The sequence below is a fragment of the Phytohabitans sp. LJ34 genome, assembly GCF_052068095.1.
Lineage (GTDB): Bacteria > Actinomycetota > Actinomycetes > Mycobacteriales > Micromonosporaceae > Phytohabitans.
This window is the reverse complement of sequence record NZ_JBQHDG010000002.1, coordinates 333,532-349,219: the sequence shown is the minus strand read 5'-3', so window position 1 is coordinate 349,219 and position 15,688 is coordinate 333,532. Positions and strand designations below refer to the sequence as shown.

The 15,688-nt window shown below is 73.6% G+C and carries 17 protein-coding genes; 12 read left to right on the top strand and 5 right to left on the bottom strand.

Annotation, left to right across the window (positions count from 1 at the left end; translation table 11 throughout):
• Positions 1–14 precede the first annotated feature (14 nt).
• The 3 genes from ACTMTJ_RS04600 to ACTMTJ_RS04590 are packed head-to-tail and all read left to right on the top strand — an operon-like array spanning position 15 to position 1,916.
• Entirely contained in the window at positions 15–851 is an 837-nt protein-coding gene (locus ACTMTJ_RS04600) for a phosphotransferase family protein (RefSeq protein WP_441214786.1), read from the top strand.
• 9 nt (positions 852–860) lie between these two features.
• Positions 861–1,247, top strand: coding sequence for a cupin domain-containing protein (locus tag ACTMTJ_RS04595; RefSeq protein WP_441214785.1), 387 nt, complete (start codon positions 861–863; stop codon positions 1,245–1,247).
• Positions 1,248–1,298: 51 nt separating this feature from the next.
• Positions 1,299–1,916, top strand: coding sequence for a histidine phosphatase family protein (locus ACTMTJ_RS04590; protein ID WP_441214784.1), 618 nt, complete (start codon positions 1,299–1,301; stop codon positions 1,914–1,916).
• On the opposite strand, the gene ACTMTJ_RS04585 is transcribed toward ACTMTJ_RS04590, so the two are convergent.
• Positions 1,917–3,545: a hypothetical protein gene (locus ACTMTJ_RS04585; RefSeq protein ID WP_441214783.1), complete on the bottom strand. Its 1,629-nt coding sequence runs from the start codon at positions 3,543–3,545 to the stop codon at positions 1,917–1,919.
• A 90-nt stretch (positions 3,546–3,635) separates the two neighbouring features.
• Here ACTMTJ_RS04585 and ACTMTJ_RS04580 point away from each other — a divergent pair, with 90 nt between their 5' ends.
• Genes ACTMTJ_RS04580 through ACTMTJ_RS04560 form a run of 5 tightly spaced genes read left to right on the top strand, consistent with a single transcriptional unit; the run spans position 3,636 to position 6,993 of the window.
• Entirely contained in the window at positions 3,636–3,977 is a 342-nt protein-coding gene (locus ACTMTJ_RS04580; protein WP_441214782.1) for a hypothetical protein, read from the top strand.
• Positions 3,974–4,894 (top strand): FAD:protein FMN transferase, encoded by a 921-nt coding sequence (locus tag ACTMTJ_RS04575; protein WP_441214781.1) that lies wholly within the window; start codon positions 3,974–3,976, stop codon positions 4,892–4,894. The genes ACTMTJ_RS04580 and ACTMTJ_RS04575 overlap by 4 nt, the downstream gene beginning before the upstream one ends.
• Positions 4,887–5,465, top strand: coding sequence for a ferric reductase-like transmembrane domain-containing protein (locus ACTMTJ_RS04570; protein WP_441214780.1), 579 nt, complete (start codon positions 4,887–4,889; stop codon positions 5,463–5,465). The genes ACTMTJ_RS04575 and ACTMTJ_RS04570 overlap by 8 nt, the downstream gene beginning before the upstream one ends.
• On the top strand, positions 5,462–6,763 hold the full coding sequence (locus ACTMTJ_RS04565; protein ID WP_441214779.1) for an NADH-ubiquinone oxidoreductase-F iron-sulfur binding region domain-containing protein: 1,302 nt from the start codon (positions 5,462–5,464) through the stop codon (positions 6,761–6,763). The genes ACTMTJ_RS04570 and ACTMTJ_RS04565 overlap by 4 nt, the downstream gene beginning before the upstream one ends.
• Complete coding sequence (locus ACTMTJ_RS04560; protein WP_441214778.1) at positions 6,760–6,993, top strand: ferredoxin; 234 nt, start codon at positions 6,760–6,762, stop codon at positions 6,991–6,993. The genes ACTMTJ_RS04565 and ACTMTJ_RS04560 overlap by 4 nt, the downstream gene beginning before the upstream one ends.
• Before the next feature lie 738 nt (positions 6,994–7,731).
• Here ACTMTJ_RS04560 and ACTMTJ_RS04555 read toward each other — a convergent pair.
• Positions 7,732–7,878: an MmyB family transcriptional regulator gene (locus tag ACTMTJ_RS04555; RefSeq protein WP_441214777.1), complete on the bottom strand. Its 147-nt coding sequence runs from the start codon at positions 7,876–7,878 to the stop codon at positions 7,732–7,734.
• Between the two features lie 289 nt (positions 7,879–8,167).
• Here ACTMTJ_RS04555 and ACTMTJ_RS04550 point away from each other — a divergent pair, with 289 nt between their 5' ends.
• Positions 8,168–8,569, top strand: coding sequence for a (R)-mandelonitrile lyase (locus ACTMTJ_RS04550; protein WP_441214776.1), 402 nt, complete (start codon positions 8,168–8,170; stop codon positions 8,567–8,569).
• Positions 8,566–9,894, top strand: a complete 1,329-nt coding sequence (locus ACTMTJ_RS04545; RefSeq protein WP_441214775.1) for an MFS transporter — start codon at positions 8,566–8,568, stop codon at positions 9,892–9,894. Before ACTMTJ_RS04550 ends, ACTMTJ_RS04545 begins: the two co-directional genes overlap by 4 nt.
• A gap of 85 nt (positions 9,895–9,979) precedes the next feature.
• Here the strand turns inward: ACTMTJ_RS04545 and ACTMTJ_RS04540 are convergent, their stop codons facing one another.
• Entirely contained in the window at positions 9,980–10,660 is a 681-nt protein-coding gene (locus tag ACTMTJ_RS04540) for a helix-turn-helix domain-containing protein (protein ID WP_441214774.1), read from the bottom strand.
• Positions 10,661–10,759: 99 nt separating this feature from the next.
• A complete protein-coding gene (locus tag ACTMTJ_RS04535) occupies positions 10,760–11,152 on the bottom strand; it encodes a VOC family protein (RefSeq protein ID WP_441214773.1) in 393 nt (130 codons plus the stop codon).
• Between the two features lie 163 nt (positions 11,153–11,315).
• Between ACTMTJ_RS04535 and ACTMTJ_RS04530 the strand changes: the two genes are divergently transcribed.
• Together ACTMTJ_RS04530 and ACTMTJ_RS04525 are read left to right on the top strand one after the other, a co-directional pair.
• Positions 11,316–12,599: a citrate synthase gene (locus ACTMTJ_RS04530; protein ID WP_441214772.1), complete on the top strand. Its 1,284-nt coding sequence runs from the start codon at positions 11,316–11,318 to the stop codon at positions 12,597–12,599.
• Between the two features lie 36 nt (positions 12,600–12,635).
• Positions 12,636–14,138 (top strand): hypothetical protein, encoded by a 1,503-nt coding sequence (locus tag ACTMTJ_RS04525; RefSeq protein ID WP_441214771.1) that lies wholly within the window; start codon positions 12,636–12,638, stop codon positions 14,136–14,138.
• Here ACTMTJ_RS04525 and ACTMTJ_RS04520 read toward each other — a convergent pair.
• Positions 14,135–15,613, bottom strand: coding sequence for a glutamate--cysteine ligase (locus ACTMTJ_RS04520; RefSeq protein ID WP_441214770.1), 1,479 nt, complete (start codon positions 15,611–15,613; stop codon positions 14,135–14,137). The genes ACTMTJ_RS04525 and ACTMTJ_RS04520 overlap by 4 nt on opposite strands.
• Positions 15,614–15,688 lie beyond the last annotated feature (75 nt).

Sequence of the window (15,688 nt, the reverse complement as noted above, 5' to 3'; positions counted from 1 at the left end):
CATAGGATCGTGCCATGGGGGACGCCGCGGCGCGGGTCCGCGCCCTGGTGGCGGCGCACCTGCCCGGCTACGAGGTGGAGTCGCTGACACGGCTCGGTGCCGGCTTGGACAACGTGGCGTACGAGGTCAACGGCGACCTCATCGTCCGCTTCGGCACCGGCGCCAACGCCGACCGCGAGGCCCGCCTGCTCACCGCCGTCGGCAACTTCTCGCCGCTGCCCGTGCCGGTGCCGCGCTTCACCGACGCGGGCTGCCTGGCGTACCCGAAGCTGCGCGGCGTGCCCCTCCTGTACGCCGCCGGTGTCGACGGCGTCCCGGTCGCGGCGGCGCTGGGTGGTTTCCTGGCCGCGCTGCACGCGGCGCCGGTCGACCGGATGGCCAAGCTCGTCGAGACCGACGACCTGCCGGTCGACGAGTGGCGGCGGGAGGCGCGGGAGACCTACTCGGCGGTCTCCGCGAACATTCCGGCCGCGTACCGGCGGCGCGTCGAGTCGTTCCTGGAGACGCCGCCGCCGGAAGACCCGCACACGCTCGCCTTCTCCCACAACGACCTGGGCATCGAGCACGTGCTCGTCGAGCCGCTCACCGGCACGGTCACCGGCGTCATCGACTGGTCCGACGCGGCGATCGTCGACCCGGCGTACGACTTCGGGCTCATCCACCGCGACCTCGGCCCCGCGGCGCTCGACGCGGCGCTGGCCGCCTACGGCGGCGCGCCGGCCGGCCTGCGCGAGCGCGCGGTCTTCTACGCGCGGTGCAGCCTCTTCGAGGACATGGCCTACGGCCTGGAGACGAGCCGCGAACGCTACGTGACAAAGTCCCTGGTCGCACTGGAGTGGCTCTTCGCCTAGCTTCGAGGGATGAAACCGGTCAACCTGAGCGCGGCGCTGGCCTCCTTCGACGAGGTGTACAGCCCGCGGATCGTCGCCCGCATGAACGACTACGACGTGCGCGTCGCCCACGCCCGCGGGGAGCACGTCTGGCACACCCACGAGGACACCGACGAGTTCTTCCTGGTGCTCGACGGCCAGTTCGACGTGGCCGTCCGCGCCGACGACGGCACCGAGACCACGATCGTGCTCCGCCAGGGCGACACGTTCGTGGTGCCGCGCGGCACGCCGCACAAGCCGTCGTCGCCGGGCGGCTCGATCCTGATGTTCGAACCGACGGGCACCCTCACCACGGGCGACCACCACGAGGGTGAGATCCCTGGTCACGTGGACAGCACCGCGGGCCACGCGCTCTAGCGAGGGGGATCACTGCGAGGGTGCCGTGTTGGGGTCCTAGGCTTGGGCGCCATGCGGTTGGTACTCATCCGTCACGGTGAATCCGAGCACGGGCGGCGCGGGCTCGTCGCGGGCCCGCGCGGGTGCCCGGGGCTCACGCAGCGCGGGCGGGAGCAGGCGCGGGCGCTGCGGCGGCGGTTCCAGGACGAGGAGTTCACGGCTGACGTGCTGCTGACCAGCGCCACCCCGCGGGCGCAGGAGACCGCGCGGATCCTGGCGCCGGCGGTGTCCCCGGCCGACGCGCTGGTCGACTGCGACCTCTGCGAGCTGCACCCCGGGCAGGGCGACGGGCTGCCGATCGCGGAGTTCGCGGCCCGCTACGGGTCCTTCGACGTGCAGGCCGAGCCCAACCGGGTGGTCGCGCCCGGCGGCGAGTGCTGGAACGACTTCGTCACCCGGGTGCGCCGCACCACCGACGCGCTGCCGCGGCGCTTCCCGGGGCGCCGGGTGGTCGTGGTGAGTCACGGCGGGTTCATCTCGTGGGCGTTCCTGACCCGCTTCGACGTGCCGCGGCCGGGCACCGGGGCCTACATCAACCCGTCGTACACCTCGATCACCGAGTGGGAGTACACCGAGCCGGGCGGGCCGTGGGTCCTGATGCGCTACAACGATGTCGCACACCTGGAGTAGTCAGAAGAGGGCGACCCCGTGCTGGGGGCAGTCCCGGATGTCCGGCACCGTCTCCGGCACGCAGTAGGCGGGCAGCCCCACGAGCAGGTCCTTGCCGTAGACGAGCACCACCGCGCCGTCGAACTCGTGGCGCTCGGCCGGCTGCCCGAACTGGGCCACCGCGACCGCCTCGGCCCGCGCGCCGGTCCCGCGGGTGTCCAGCACCAGGAACGTGGCGTCGTGCGCTGCCGCGTCGTACCAGTCCACCTTGGACTCCCACCGGTACGCGGCGACCCGGTCGGCGGCCACGACCGGCCGCACCGCCACGCGGCCGCTGGTGAGCAGGGTGATGTTGTTGGCGTTCCAGTACTCGCCGAGCCCGTACCGCAGGCCGCGCGCGTCGAGCCACCTCGCGACGTCCTCGGCGTGCCCCGGCCTACCGCGCGCGGCGGCGTGCCCGACGAGCTCGGCGGCGAGCAGCACACCGACCACGGCCGCGACCGGCACGGCGCGCGGCAGCGACGCGAGACGGGGGCCCCACACGCGGCCGGCGAGCACGGCGCCGAGCGGGAGCACCGCCACGACCTGGCGGGCGGAGAGCAGGTCGACCGGGAGGGCGGAGACCACGAACGCGCCGAGGTTGACCAGGATGCCGACCGCGACGAGCTCGGCGAGACGGTCGTCGGACGCGCCGCGCAGCGCCCGCGCGACGACCACGACCAGCGCGGCGGCCGCGGCGAGCAGCCCGACCAGGTGCACCGCGCTCATGAGCGTGTCGGCGGGGCCGTGCCGGTCCGGCGGGTACGCGCCGTAGTCGACCGCCACCACGCGCACGCCGAGCCAGAGGTGGCGGCCGAGGCTGGAGAACTCGGCCAGCTTCGCCTCGGCCGCGTGCGCGCCGAAGCCGCCGGCCGCGCGCATCAGCGTGAGCGCGAGCTGGGCGAGCACCACCGAACCCACCGCGGCGAGCACGAGGCGGGCGTCCAGGCCGCGCCACGACCGCTCCCGCGCGGCACGCCAGCCGCTCACCACGATCAAGGGCAGGACGCCGATGTACATGACCAGCGGGTCGGCCACCTGCGCCCAGGCGAGCAGCACGGCGACGGCGAGGGGGAGCCAGCGGCCGGGCCGCGCCCGCTCCAGCACCAGCCAGGTGGCCAGCAGCGGGATCGCGGTGCCGGTGTGGTCGGGCGAGGTGAGCAGGGTGATCGCGGCGTGTCCGAGCGGCGGCACCGCCACGATCGCGACGGCCACCGCGACCCGCGCGGCCGCCTCCCGGCCGGTGGTCCGCCCCTTCGCGGCCGCCGCCACGAGCAGCACCACCAGCGTGAACACGAGCGCGGCGGTGGCGTGGGTGGTGTCGCCGTGAAACCCGTACACGAGCTCGACGAGCATGAACAGCAGCAGCTCGTTGGTGTAGAACGACACGTCGGTGACGGTCCACCCGCTGAGCAGCAGGTTGCCTTCGAGCATCTCGCGCGCCTGGAGCGCGTTGCTCGCGCCGTCCGAGTTGACGCCCAGCTGGCGGGAGATCAACAGATACGCGGTGAAGAGCAGCGGCGCCGCCGCCACCGCCAGCAGCCAGGGCCGGCGCGGCCCCCGGCGCGGTTCGACACTTTTCGGCGGTACGTCCGTCACTGCCCGTTCCACCGGAGGCACCGTACCGCATCTGGCGAATGAACCCTGCGGGGGAACCGTCCGTACCAGTAGGTACTCGTCACCTGTGTGAGGGAGCCGTGCGTGAGGGAGCAGTCGGACCGCCACCAGGCCAGGCACGTCGACCGGCGTGACCAGGGCATGCGACGGCAACGCCTGGTCACCCAGGCGGCGGCGGGCGGGGCCACCGCGCTCGCGCTGCTCTTCGGGTGGGTGTTCGCCCAGCCCGCGCCGGCCCCGGCGGCCGAGCAGCCGGCCGCGCCGGTCAAGAAGCCGCCGGCGACGAAGAAACCCGCCGTGAAGAAGCCGGCCGCCGGCACCAACCAGGGCGCCGACCTCAAGGCGCCGGAGGAGGCCCCGGTCGAGGAGCCACCCCAGGAAGAGGAGGCGGCACCGCCGCCAGACACGCAGTCGGGCGGATCATGAGATCGCTCCGGGCGGCGCCACCTCGCGCCGCCTTTTCCGCGCTCGGGACCACGGCGGTCCTGCTCGTCACCGACGGCGAAGCGCTCGCCGACGGGGAGCGGCTGCTCCGCGCCGGCCTGGCCGAGGTCGACGCGGCGTACAGCCGGTTCCGGGACGACTCGGAGATCATGCGGCTCGGCGCGTACGAGGGGCGGGCCGCGCCGGTCAGCCCCCTGCTCGCCGAAGCGCTCGACGCGGCCCTGCGGGCGGCCGCCGCCACCGATGGCCTGGTCGACCCGACGGTCGGTCAGGCCATGATCGACCTCGGGTACGACCGTGACTTCGCGCTCGTGGATCCGGACGGCGCGGCGCCGGCGCCCCGCCCGGCTCCCGGCTACTGGCGGGTGCGGCTGGACACCGCGACCCGCCAGGTCGTCGTGCCCCGCGGCGTCCGCCTCGACCTGGGCTCCACCGGCAAGGCGTTCGCGGCGGACCGGGCCGCCGCCCGCATCGCGGCCCTCGGCTGCGGTGTGCTCGTCTCGCTCGGCGGCGACCTCGCCACCGCCGGCCCGCCGCCGGAGGGCGGTTGGCTCGTCGGTGTCGGCGACGACCACCGCGCGGCGGCGCCCGGCGACCCGGTGGTGACGATCCGCTCCGGCGCGCTCGCCACCTCCAGCGTCACCCAGCGCGCCTGGCGGCGGGGCGGGCGCGCGGTGCACCACATCGTCGACCCGCGTACCGGCGACCTGCCGGCGCCGGTGTGGCGTACCGTCACGGTCGCCGCCCGGTCCTGTGTGGACGCGAACGCCGCGGCCACCGCGGCGATCGTCCGCGGCGACGGCGCGGACGCCTGGCTCGACGGGGCCGGCCTGCCGGCCCGGCTGGTTGGTCACGACGGACGGGTCGTGACCGTCGGGGGGTGGAGATCTCATGCCTGACGTGTCCCTCTGGCACGTGGCGCGGGCGACCGGCTTCGTGTCGACGCTGCTGTTCACCGCCACGGTGCTGCTGGGCATCCTCGGGCCGATGCGGGTGGGCACGCCGAGCTGGCCGCGCTTCACGCTCGCCGGCCTGCACCGCAACATCTCGCTGCTCGCGATGGTGCTGCTCGGCGTGCACGTGGTCAGCGTCGCCGTCGACTCGTACGTGCCGATCACGTGGCTCGACCTGTTCGTGCCGTTCGTGTCCGCGTACCACCCGTTCTGGATGGCGCTCGGCACGCTGTCGTTCGACATCATCCTGGTGCTGCTGGTGACGAGCCTGCTGCGGCCACGGATCAACCCGCGCTTCTGGCGGGTGCTGCACTGGTCGGCCTACCTGTGCTGGCCGCTCGCGTTGGTGCACGGACTGGGGATCGGCACCGACGCGCTATCCAGCTGGCCGCTCGGCCTGTCGGTGCTCTGCACGCTGGCCGTCCTGGCCGGCGTGGGCTGGCGGGTGGCGGCCTCCGCGCGGCGGCGCACGCCGGGCGACGACACGCGGAACACGACCCTGGCGAGGCTCTCATGACGATCATGATGGAACGCGGCGCGCGGCAAGGCGGCCGCTCCGGCACGCTGCCCCGCCTGCTGGCCGGCGGCCGGCGGCTGGCCGAGCACCGCGCCACGTACGGGCAGATCCCGATGCGCCGCTTCACCGGCGAAGACGGGCGGCGGGTGCTGATCCGCGCGATCACCGACGCCGGCCTGCGCGGCCGCGGTGGCGCCGGCTTCCCGACCGGCCGCAAGATGACCAGCGTCGCCGCCGGCGCCAAGCGCCCGGTCGTGATCGCGAACGGCTGCGAGTCCGAGCCGGCCAGCCGCAAAGACAAGATGCTGATGGCCTGCGCGCCGCACCTCGTACTCGACGGCGCGGTGCTCGCCGCGCACGCGGTCGGCGCCGACCGCGTGTACCTCTGCGTCGAGCGCGGCACCAGCATCGCCGACCGTCTGGAGCGCGAGCTCGCCCAGCGCGACGACCCGGTGAAGATCAAGCTGGTCCGCGCCCCGCGCCGGTACGTGTCCAGCGAGGAGTCCGCCCTCGTCCACTTCATCAACGACGGCGACGGCCGGCCGCTGGCGGCGCCGCCCCGCCCGTTCGAGAAGGGGGTGGGCGGGCGCCCCACGCTCGTCGACAACGTCGAGACGCTCGCGCACGTGGCGCTGATCGCCGCGTACGGACCGGACTGGTTCCGGGAGGTGGGCACGCGCTCGGACCCCGGGTCCACGCTGGTCACCATCGGCGGCGCGGTCGCCCGCCCGAACGTGTACGAGATCGCGCCCGGCATGCGCCTCGGCGAGGTCGTCGACGCCGCGGGCGGCGCCGTCGAGCCGATCGGCGCGGTGCTCGTCGGCGGCTACTTCGGCACCTGGGTGCCGATGCCCGACGGCTGGGGCCTGCCGCTCAGCCACGACCGCACCGGCCCGCTCGGCACCAGCCTCGGCGCGGGCGGCATCATCGCGCTCCCCGCCGAGTCGTGCGGCCTCGCCGAGACCGCCCGGATCGTCCGCTACCTGGCCGAGGAGTCGGCGGGGCAGTGCGGGCCGTGCATGTTCGGCCTCCCAGCCATCGCCGGTGACCTGGCCGCGCTCGCGTACGGCCGCTGCGACCCCGCCACCCGCCAGCGCCTGAGCCGCCGCATGGCCCAGGTCAACGGCCGCGGCGCCTGCCGGCACCCGGACGCCGCCACCCGGCTCGCGACCAGCGCCCTGGCCACCTTCGCGGCCGACGTCGAGACCCACATGGACGGCTGGACCTGCACCGGGGTCAGCCGCGACCCGATCCTCCCGCTGCCCGACAAGCGACACCGCGACCGGAGCTGGAAATGACCGCCCCCAACGCGGAGGGCCTCCGCCTCCAGGTAGACATGATCAAATGCGTGGGCCACGCGTCGTGCCTCGAGCTCCTGCCCGAACGCGTCAAGCTCGACGAATGGGGCTACCCGATCATCGAGACCGACCCGCTCCCCACCAACCTCGTCGCACACGCCCGCCGCGCGGTGGCGGCCTGCCCCACGCTCGCCCTGCGCGTGGACGGCAAGGTCGCCCGCCAGCGCTAGCACGAAGCTGTCGAGCTGCTGGCAACAACGCGTCCAAGCCGTATCCATGCGCCTTTCGCCGCACCGGCCGTAACGCGGCGTCGCGGCCTGGGTGAGGGGCTTCCGGATCTAGAGGCTTCCAAGGCAATTTTTCCCGCGTCCGCGTCAGCTGCGGACCGTATGCTCCCGCGGGCACCGTTCCCGGCCGGCGGCTCGCCAGGCGAGCCGAGATCCCCGGCCGTCCACTGCCAGGTCCGCGGGACAAGCCCCGGAAGATCTCCACCGGCAGTCGCAGACCCCACCCTCCGCCGCCCTGACGCGGCGTAACCAGCCCGCGGGTCGGGACTTCGGGATCTAGCCCCGCTGACCGCCCGCGCACCGTCCCGGCAAGGGCCATTGTGGACAATGCGCACCCGTGGGGGGTGACCGCGACCAACCCGCGCAGGGCGAGGCTACGGGAGCGGCGGTCCGCGGCTCACTCTCGCGTTTGGTCGCGGTCATCCCTTTGCCTCGGCGGATGCGCGGCCCGCGGACGCAGGGGTGTTTGTCCACAATGCCTGTTGCCTACCAAACGGCGCACCCGCTCCAGCCATGCCGCCGACTAGCCGCGAGGTCTTAAGGTCTTCGGGTTTGTCTCGCGGACGTGGCAGCGCGGGTCGGGGGTTTCGGCGAGCGCTGCGAGCCGCCGACCCGCGCGGTCTCCGGCGGGAGCAGCGGTCCGCACCTGACGCGGACCCGGGAACAGCCCGACAAAGATCTTTAGTCCGGGGTGGCGGTCCAGCTGGCGAGCAGCATCAGGGCCTCGTGTGTCGGGGAGGCGGGCTCGGCGGTGTGGGCGGTCAGCGTCAGGCCGGTATCCGCCGGCAGGGGCAGGGCCTCGAAGCTGAGCGTCAGGTCGCCGACCACCGGGTGGTGGCGCGCGGGTCCAGAAACGCGAAGCGGGCCAGGTTGACCGGGCGCGCCGGGTGGCCAGAAACTGGCGCACGTCCTCCTTGCTGTGCAAGATCCCACGCTACGTCCGCGCGGCGCGAGCTGAGCGGTCCTGCCAGTACCTGCTTCTCCGGCCACGGGGGGCGCTTCCCGCCCGAGCCGATCGACCCTGGAAAGGTGTTCGGCCTGACACTTCCGTTGGAACGGGCCGCCGATGGGTACCGCGCCATGGAGGAGCGCTGCCGCACCGAGAGGGAGATGGACGATGGAGATCGTGAAGAAGGAGCCGACGGTGAAGGGGCCGGCCGAGCGCTTCACCGGCGACGTCTGGGTGGATGTGATCGCGCGGGGCGAGGGGGCGTCGCGGATCAGGGTGAACGCGGTGCGCTTCGCGCCCGGCGCCCGTAACGCCTGGCACCGCCACGCTGTGGGGCAGACGCTGCACGTCACCGAGGGTGTCGGACGGGTGCAGGCGCGGGGCGGCGAAATCCTCGAGATCCGCGCCGGCGACACGGTGCACACCCCGCCCGGTGAGTGGCACTGGCACGGCGCCGCGCCCGACCACTTCATGACCCACCTGGCCATGTGGGAGGCACCCGCCGGCGACGAGCCCGAGTCCGAGTGGGGCGACAAGATCAGCGACGAGGAGTACGGCGGCGGTCGGTGACCGGCGGCGGGCGGGCGCGCCGGCTCGTCCTGGTCACGATGTGCGCCGGGTACTTCCTGGTGCTGCTCGACGTGACCGTGGTCAACGTGGCGCTCCCGGCCGTCCAGGCCGGGACCGGCGCGGGTGTGGCCGGGCTCCAGTGGGTGGTTGACGGGTACGCCCTCGCGCTGGCCGCCCTGCTGCTCGCCGCGGGCGCGCTCGGCGACCTGCGCGGCCACCGACGGATCGTGCTGCTCGGCCTCGGCCTCTTCGGCGCGGCGTCGCTGGCCTGCGGGCTGGCCCCGGGCGTCGGCGTGCTCGTCGCCGCCCGGGTGGTGCAGGGTGCCGGCGCCGCGCTGCTGCTGCCCGGCACGCTCGCCATCATCGGCCGCGCGTTCCCGGAGCGGGGCGAACGGGCCCGCGCGATCGGTGTCTGGGCCGGCGTCGGCAGCCTGGCGCTGCCCGCCGGGCCGCTGGTCGGCGGCGCGCTCGTCGAGGCCTGGGGCTGGCGGTGGGTCTTCCTGCTGAACGTCCCGATCGTCCTGCTCGCCGCCGCCGTCACCGCGCGTGCGGTGACGGCCGAGGAGGGGCGGCCGGGCAAGCGCGTCGACTACGCGGGCACGGTGTTGGCGGCAGTGGCGCTGGCGGCGGCGACGTTCGCGACCGTGGCGGGTCAGCCGGCCGTGGTGGTCGTCGCAGTGGCCGCGGCGGTGGCGTTCGTGTGGACTGAGGCGCGTGCCGCCGAACCAATGCTGCCGCTGGGCTTGTTTCGCCGGCGGACGTTCGCCGTGGCCAACCTCGCCGCCGGTCTGATGAACTTCGGCACGCTCGGCCTGCTGTTCCTGCTCACGCTCTTCCTCCAGGTGGTGCAGCACCGCTCCGCGCTGGCCGCCGGCGCGGCGCTGCTGCCGCTCTTCCTGCCGCTGGCCGTGCTGGCGCCGCTGGCCGGGCGGCTCATCGCGCGTACCGGCCCCCGGCCCGCGATCGTCGCCGGGCTCGCGGTCGCGGCGCTCGGCGTCGCCCCGCTGGCCACCTGGGAGGCCGGCACACCGTACACGCGGCTCTTCCCGGCGCTGCTCGCCTGGGGCGTCGGGCTGGGGCTGCTCACGCCGGGCGTGGTCACGGCCGCGATCGGCGCCGCGCCGGCCGCACGTTCCGGGCTGGCCTCCGGCGTCAACAACACCGCCCGCCAGGCCGGGGGAGCCATGGGCATCGCCGTGTACGGGGCGGTGGCGGGCGCGCCCGGCACCCGGGTATTCCTCACCGGGCTGCACGCGACCGGCCTGGTCACCGCGGCCCTGTTCGCCGCGACGGCCGTCGCCGTGTGGGCGCTCAAGGCCGGATGAGCGCGCCCGGCCCCCAAGCGGAGGGCGCCGCGGGGCCGGATGAGCACCCGAGCCGGGGCGCCCGGCCCCCGAGCCGGGGGCGCGCTCAGGGCCGGATGAGCGCGCCCAGCGGCACGCCGGCCAGCGCGCGGGTGTCGCGGGAGAGGTGGGCCTGGTCGGCGTAGCCGGTCTCGGCGGCCACCGACGCGAGCGGCCTCCCGGCGCGGGCCAGGTCGAGCGCCCGCCCCAGGCGCAGGATGCGGGCGAGCGTCTTCGGCCCGTATCCGAACGCGGCCAGCGACCTGCGGTGCAGCTGCCGCTCGCTCATCCCCACCTCGTCGGCGACGGTGGCGACCGGCGCCCCGGACCGCAGCAGCGCCACGACGGCGGGCACCGCCGGGTCGGGGCCGTCGGCCGCCGCCAGCCGGCCTTCGGCCAGGTCTTCCAACGCGTGTGACGGATCGGCGGCCACCCGCTCGGCGGCCTCCCGGGCCGCGCGGGCCGGCCACAGCGCCGACAGCCGCACCCGCGTGTCGCGCAGCTCGTCGGCGGGCACGCCGAGCGCGGCCGGTGCCACGCCGGGCGCGAAGCGGAGGCCGACGATCGTCTCACCGGCCTCCAGCACCGACTCGTACGCCATGGTGTCGGGGCCGGCCACGATCAGGTCGCCCTGCCACCAGAGCAGGTCGATGCAGCCGTCGGGCAGCACCCGCCCGGCGCGGGGCGCGCGCTCGGCGCGCCGCCACACGAAAGCGCCGGGCAGCCGCGAGGGCCGCTCGTGGTACACAAGCCGAGGCTACCGGCGCCCCCCGACAACCGCGCGCCACGCCGGCGCCGGCGCCGCGCTAGGACAGCGCCGCCGCGCGCCAGGACGGGCGGCGCCGCGCTAGGACAGCGGGGCGAAGAGGTCCACGCCGTTGCCGTCCGGGTCGTGCAGCGTCGCGTACCGCTGGCCCCAGAAGGCGTCCCACGGCTCCTTGTGCCCCTCGAACCCGGCGCCCACCATGTCCGCGTACACCTTGTCGACCTCGGCGGGGCCGTCGCAGGCGAACGCCAAACCGACGCGCGGGCTGCCCGAGGGCGCGCGCCACTCCGGGTCGAACGAGTGGATCGTCGCCACCGTGTCGAGGAGCAGCCGCAGCCCGCCGGGCAGCTGGGCCTCCACGTGAGGTTCGGACTCCGCCCCGGCGGGAAACTCCAGACCGAGGCGGCGGTAGAAGGACAGGGACCGGCTCATGTCGGCCACGACGAGGCCGATCGCGTCTGCTCTGGGTGCCATGGCCCTCACGCTAGGACCCCGGCGGGTAGGGGTCTTGAAGGAATCGGACAAGCCTTAGTGACGCATTCCTCACCGGCAGATGCGCACAGGTCTATCAAGCCCGGAGGGATTACGGTTGAGTAAAAGCAATCTCGAAGAATCTGCGGGCGAAGCGAGGCACCCCATGACGGTTGTGAAGCTGGAGCACCACGGCGGACAGCTGCCGATGCCGGTGCACGAGGCGGTCGAGGGCGCCTCAGGCATTGACGTCGGCAAGCTTCTGAAGGAGACCGGGTACGTCACATTCGACCCGGGCTTCGTCAACACCGCCTCGACGACCTCGGCGATTACGTACATCGATGGTGACGCGGGCATCCTCCGTTACCGCGGGTACCCCATCGAGGAGCTGGCCAAGGGCGCCACCTTCCTCGAGACGTCCTACCTGTTGATCTACGGCGAGCTGCCGACCACGGAGCAGCTGGACGCGTTCAGCGACAAGGTCCGCCTGCACACGCTGCTCCACGAAGACCTGCGGCGCTTCTTCGACGGCTTTCCCCGCGACGCCCACCCGATGCCGGTGCTCTCCTCGGCGGTGAGCGCGCTTTCGACGTTCTACCAGGACCACCTCGACCCGTTCGACGCCGACCAGGTGGAGATCTCCACGATCCGGCTGCTGGCCAAGGTGCCGACCATCGCGTCGTACGCGTACAAGAAGTCGATCGGCCAGCCGTTCATGTACCCGGACAACGCGCTCGGCTACGTGGAGAACTTCCTGCGCATGACGTTCGCCGTGCCCGCGACGGCGTACGAGGTCGACCCGGTCGTGGCCAAGGTCCTCGACATGCTCTTCGTGCTGCACGCCGACCACGAGCAAAACTGCTCCACGTCGACGGTGCGGCTGGTCGGCTCGGCCCAGGCCAACCTCTTCGCCTCGGTCTCGGCGGGCGTGCACGCGCTCTCCGGCCCGCTGCACGGCGGCGCCAACCAGGCCGTGCTGGAGATGCTCGACAAGATCAAGGCGGACGGCGGCGACGTCAAGTCGTTCGTACGCCGGGTCAAGGACAAGGAGCCCGGCGTCAAGCTGATGGGCTTCGGCCACCGGGTGTACAAGAACTACGATCCCCGCGCCGCGATCGTCAAGCAGGCCGCCCGCGACGTGCTGGAGCGCATGCACCAGCCCGACGAGCTGCTCGACCTGGCGATGCAGCTGGAGGAGATCGCGCTCGCCGACGACTACTTCGTCTCCCGCAAGCTCTACCCGAACGTCGACTTCTACACCGGCCTCATCTACAAGGCGATGGGCTTCCCGCCGAAGATGTTCACGGTGCTCTTCGCGCTCGGCCGGCTGCCCGGCTGGATCGCCCAGTGGCGCGAGATGATGTCCGACCCGGCCAACAAGATCGGCCGCCCGCGGCAGGTCTACACCGGCGCCGCGGAGCGGAGCTACGTTCCCATCGACCAGCGGTAACTCGCGATACGATCCGCTCCGATCTAAGGAGCGGGGATGCAAGACACTGCGGTACGAAGACGGCGGGGCACCAGCGGACCCGCCGTCTTCGCCGTCGCGGCGGGTGCGCTCTTCGGGCTGCTGCTCCTGCGCAACCCGGTGACCTTCGGCCGCGTGGTGTACGAGCGCGGCGACTTCGCCGCCAACTCGATCATCACGGCCGACGCCAAGCACTTCGACCTGCTGGTCGGCAACTACTCGCGGCTCGGCTTCCACCACCCCGGCCCGGCGTTCTTCTACGTGCAGGCCTTCGGCGAGTGGCTGCTGTACGACCTGCTCGGCGCCGTACCCACCCCGTGGAACGGGCAGTGGGTGGCGTTGCTTGCCCTCAACTCGGTACTCCTCGGCCTCAGCCTGGCCATCGTGCACAGCTGGACCGGCTCGCGGGCGGTGACCGCCCTCTGCGGCGCGGCCGGGGTACTGTACTTCGCGGTGCAGCCGGCGATCCTGGCCTCGGCGTGGATGCCCGACCTCTACGTGGCGCCGTTCCTGCTGCTGCTCACCGCCGCCGCCTCGGTCGCCGCCGGCCGGGTCGGCCACCTGCCCGCGCTCGCGCTCGCCGCCGGCCTGCTGGTGCACGGCCACGTCAGCTTCCTGCTCTTCGCCCCGGCGATCGCCGGCGCGGCGGTGGCCACGTCACTCCTGACCGCCCGGCCGGCCTGGCGTGAGGCGCGGGTCGCGGTGCTCGGCGCGGCTGCGGTGCTCGCCGTCTTCGCGCTGCCGATCGCGCTCAACCTGCTGCTGCACTGGCCGGGGGAGTTCGCCCGCTACTTCGGGTACGGCGGCGGGCACGCGACACCCGCCGCGGGCGAGGTGGCCGGCTACGTGCTCCGCTACTACGCGCCGTGGACGCCGGCGGGCGCGGTGGTCGCCGCCGCGTTCTTCGGCGCCGCCGCGCTACTCACCCGCCGGCTGCCGCCCGGGCCGCCGCGCCGCTTCCTCGCCGCCGGCGTGTGCGCCGCCGCGCTGGCCACGATCCTGTTCGTCGGGTACGTGGCACGCGCCGTCGACGACCTGCGCTTCACGTACGTCGGGCAGTTCACCCGCGCGGTACCCCTGCTGCTGCTGTGGATCGCGGTGGCCGCCGCCGCGTCCCTCCCGTCCGCGCGGCGGGCGCCGGCGTGGCTGGTGACGGCGGTGGTGATCGGGGCGCTCGGCGTGGGCAGCCGCGCGCCGGCCTTGCACACGATGCCCGAGCACGTGCCGGACATGCCCGCGGTGATGGCCGCGCTCGACCGGTACACCGGCGGCCGCCCGGCGGTGATGGACGTGACGCAGGAGGCGTGGCCGGCCTTCACCGCGCTGGTCGCGCGGAGCGACCGGACCGGGCGGCGGGTGTGCGCGCGCGACCCGTGGTGGGAGTTCATTGTGACCGACCGCTACATCTGCACCGCCGACGACCTGGCCCGTGGCCGCGCCGTCCGCCTCACCCCGGTCGCACCGGACGGCGCGACGGTCATCGCACCGGTGGACGAGGCGGTGTTGACGGCGGGCACCTAGTCGAGGGGCCACTCGTGCACGGGCGTGTTTTCGTGCATCAGCGGGATGTAGCGCTGGAGCAGGGCCCGCAGCGCGTCCGGCCGCGCCAGGTGGTGGTCGTCTTCCAGCAGGTGGAGGGAGTCGGCCTGCCAGGTCGCGCCGTTGCGGCCGGTCAGGCAGCGCTGCTCGATGATGGTCAGCAGGCGGTCGCGCTCGGCCGGGTCGACCTCCCAGGCGTCCAGGCCCTCGCGGGCCAGCGGCAGCAGCCGCCGCAGCACCAGCTCGGTCACCGGCAGGTAGCCGAGGCCCGGCCAGAAGACCGTGGCGGTGATGCCGTGGCGGGCGCAGGCGTGGAAGTTTTCCTCCGCCGCGCTGAACGACATCTGCGACCACAGTGGACGGTCGGACTCGGCGAGCGCCCGCACGAGTCCGAAGTAGAACGCTCCGTTGGCCACCGTGTCGACCACCGTCGGGCCGGCCGGGAGCACGCGGTTTTCCACCCGGAGGTGGGGCCGGCCGCGGACCACGTCGTACACCGGGCGGTTCCATCGATAGATCGTGCCGTTGTGCAGCCGCAGCTCGGTCAGCTGCGGGATGTCGCCGCTGGCCAGGGTCCGGGCCGGGTCGTCGTCCTCGCAGACCGGCAGCAGCGCGGGGAAGTAGCGGACGTTTTCCTCGAACAGGTCGAAGACCGAGGTCACCCACCGCTCGCCGAACCACACCCGCGGCCGCACCCCCTGTGCCTTGATCTCCTCGGACCGGGTGTCGGTGGCCTGCTCGAACAGGGGGATGCGGGTCTCCCGCCACAGCTCCTTGCCGAAGAGGAAGGGCGCGTTGGCGCCGAGCGCGACCTGCACGCCGGCGACACACTGGGCCGCGTTCCAGTACGCCGCGAACTGGCTGGGGCTCACCTGGAGGTGAAACTGGGTGCTGGTGCACGCCGCCTCGGGCGCCACGGTGTCCGCGGTCACCGCCAGCCGGTCGATCCCGTCGATGCGGATGTCGAGATCCTCGCCGCGGGCCGCGAAGATCTGCTCGTTGAGCAGCGCGTAGCGCGGGTTGGCCGAGAGCGACTCCAGCGTGAGGTGCTCGCGGGCGAGCGTCGGCAGGATGCCGATCATCACCATGTGCGCGCCGACCGTGCGCGCCTTCTCCTCGGCCGCGTTGAGGCTGCCGCGCACGTGCCGCTCGAAGCCGGCCGTGCCGTCACCGGCCAGCCGGCGCGGCGCCACGTTGATCTCGACGTTGAACTGCCCCAGCTCGGTCTGGAAGTCCGGGTCGGCGATCGCGGCGAGCACCTCGGCGTTGCGCATCGCCGGCTCGGCCTGCTCGTCGACGAGGTTGAGCTCGATCTCCAGCCCGGTCATCGGCCGCTCGAACTCGAACCGCGACTCCCGCAACATCTCCGCGAACACGTCCAGGCACTGCCGCACCTTGCGCCGGTATCGCGCACGGTCCTCCCGGCTGAACTCGTGCCGCTCCACCTCCGTGCCCATGCAGTTACGTTGACACGCCGAGCCCCCCAGGGCTAGAGACTGTCCGGGTAGGGGGTGACCTCGGCCTCCGCGGCC

Coding starts and splice junctions, on each gene's coding strand:
- ACTMTJ_RS04600 (WP_441214786.1), top strand. CDS start 15: ATGGGGGACGCCGCGGCGCGGGTCCGCGCCCTGGTGGCGGCGCACCTG.
- ACTMTJ_RS04595 (WP_441214785.1), top strand. CDS start 861: ATGAAACCGGTCAACCTGAGCGCGGCGCTGGCCTCCTTCGACGAGGTG.
- ACTMTJ_RS04590 (WP_441214784.1), top strand. CDS start 1,299: ATGCGGTTGGTACTCATCCGTCACGGTGAATCCGAGCACGGGCGGCGC.
- ACTMTJ_RS04575 (WP_441214781.1), top strand. CDS start 3,974: ATGAGATCGCTCCGGGCGGCGCCACCTCGCGCCGCCTTTTCCGCGCTC.
- ACTMTJ_RS04570 (WP_441214780.1), top strand. CDS start 4,887: ATGCCTGACGTGTCCCTCTGGCACGTGGCGCGGGCGACCGGCTTCGTG.
- ACTMTJ_RS04565 (WP_441214779.1), top strand. CDS start 5,462: ATGACGATCATGATGGAACGCGGCGCGCGGCAAGGCGGCCGCTCCGGC.
- ACTMTJ_RS04560 (WP_441214778.1), top strand. CDS start 6,760: ATGACCGCCCCCAACGCGGAGGGCCTCCGCCTCCAGGTAGACATGATC.
- ACTMTJ_RS04550 (WP_441214776.1), top strand. CDS start 8,168: ATGGAGATCGTGAAGAAGGAGCCGACGGTGAAGGGGCCGGCCGAGCGC.
- ACTMTJ_RS04535 (WP_441214773.1), bottom strand. CDS start 11,152: ATGGCACCCAGAGCAGACGCGATCGGCCTCGTCGTGGCCGACATGAGC.
- ACTMTJ_RS04530 (WP_441214772.1), top strand. CDS start 11,316: ATGACGGTTGTGAAGCTGGAGCACCACGGCGGACAGCTGCCGATGCCG.
- ACTMTJ_RS04525 (WP_441214771.1), top strand. CDS start 12,636: ATGCAAGACACTGCGGTACGAAGACGGCGGGGCACCAGCGGACCCGCC.
- ACTMTJ_RS04520 (WP_441214770.1), bottom strand. CDS start 15,613: ATGGGCACGGAGGTGGAGCGGCACGAGTTCAGCCGGGAGGACCGTGCG.